Annotated in this window: 1 protein-coding gene; it reads left to right on the top strand. The window is 70.2% G+C overall.

The window, feature by feature from the left end; genetic code table 11:
* Positions 1 to 80 precede the first annotated feature (80 nt).
* Positions 81 to 1,483, top strand: a protein-coding gene (locus AVL62_RS05620; RefSeq protein WP_235585566.1) for an IS3 family transposase whose coding sequence is annotated in 2 segments (ribosomal slippage) — positions 81 to 414 and positions 414 to 1,483 — 1,404 coding nt in all. Because the reading frame shifts where the segments join, the coding sequence is not laid out codon by codon here.
* The last annotated feature ends 33 nt before the right edge of the window (positions 1,484 to 1,516 follow it).

The following is a 1,516-nucleotide window of genomic DNA, read 5'->3' as shown; positions in this document are numbered from 1 at the left end:
CCCTGTGCGTCAGGATGGGGTGAGACACCACTGCTGATCTGCCACTGACCTCGCACGGGGCGAGAGATGGACACTTTGAGATGACGATGACGACAGCTGATGTCGGCACCGATGATGGGGTTATGTCCCCTCGCGCTGACCAGCCGAAGCGGCGGAAGTTCACCGCTGAGTTCAAGGCCGCGATCCTGGCCGAGTACGACGCGGCCGACCGCGGTGAGCGGGGCGCGATCCTGCGCCGGGAGGGCCTTTACAGCTCACACATCATCGAGTGGCGCAAGGCCGCCGCAGCCGGCGCGCAAGCCGGGCTGGCCGGCCCGCCACGCGACCGGCGGGACAAGGAGATGCAGGCGCTGCGGGCACGGGCGGAGAAGGCCGAGGCCGAGCTGGCCCGCACGAAGGCTGCCCTGGATCTGGTGGGAAAAGCACACGCGCTCTTGGAGACGCTCTCCGAGAGCGCGGAGCAACCGCCGCGGTCGCGGCGGTGATCAACCCGGCCGTCGACGACCTCGCCGTCCACGTCGGCACCGCCAGGGCGTGCGGGCTGCTGGGCCGCTCTCGCGCCGGCCACTACCGGGCCAAGAACCCGCCACCCGCGCGCCCACAGACGCCGCGGCCGGCACCGGTCAACAAGCTCACCGGGGCCGAGCGGGCGCACGTGCTGGCGGTGCTGACCAGCCAGGAGTTCGCCGACAAGTCGGTCGCGCAGGCCTGGGCGACGCTGCTGGACGAGGGCACCTACCTGTGCTCGCAGTCCACGATGCACCGCATCCTGCACGAGAACGACATGGCTGGTGAACGACGCCGGCAGGCCACCCACCCGCCCCGGGCGCGGCCCGAGCTGGTGGCCACCGGCCCTGGGCAGGTATGGAGCTGGGACATCACGAAACTGCGCGGCCCAGACCGCGGCGTGTACTACGACCTGTACGTCGTGCTCGACATTTTCTCCCGCTTCGCCGTCGCCTGGACGATCGCGGCCCGCGAGGACGCGCAGATCGCCAAGAACATGCTCGAGCACGCCATGGGCATCCACGGCGTGCCCGAGGCGATCCACGCCGACCGGGGCACCTCGATGACCTCCAGACCGGTCGCTCAGCTGCTGGTGGACCTGGGCGTGGCCCGGTCTCACTCCCGCCCGCACGTCTCGAACGACAACCCGTACAGCGAGGCCGCGTTCAAGACCCTCAAGTACGCCCCGGTCTTCCCCGAGCGGTTCGGGTCCCTGGCCGACGCCCGCGCGTTCGCCGGGCAGTTCTTCTCCTACTACAACCACGAGCACCGCCACTCCGGCATCGGGCTGCACACCCCCGCCAGCGTCCACTACGGCACCGTCGGCCAGGTCCGCGCTCAGCGCCAGTTCACCCTGGACGCGGCCTACGCCGCCCACCCAGAGCGGTTCGGCAACCGCCGGCCCGAGCCGCCCAGACTGCCCCAGGCAGCGTGGATCAACCAGCCCTCACAGGAGGCCCTCATACAGACCGCCTGACGGAAACTGTCTCACCCGCCTTGACACCTTCCG

The sequence above is a fragment of the Serinicoccus chungangensis genome, assembly GCF_001483745.1.
In the GTDB taxonomy this organism is placed as follows: domain Bacteria; phylum Actinomycetota; class Actinomycetes; order Actinomycetales; family Dermatophilaceae; genus Ornithinicoccus; species Ornithinicoccus chungangensis_A.
This window is presented reverse-complemented; position numbering and strand designations above follow the sequence as displayed.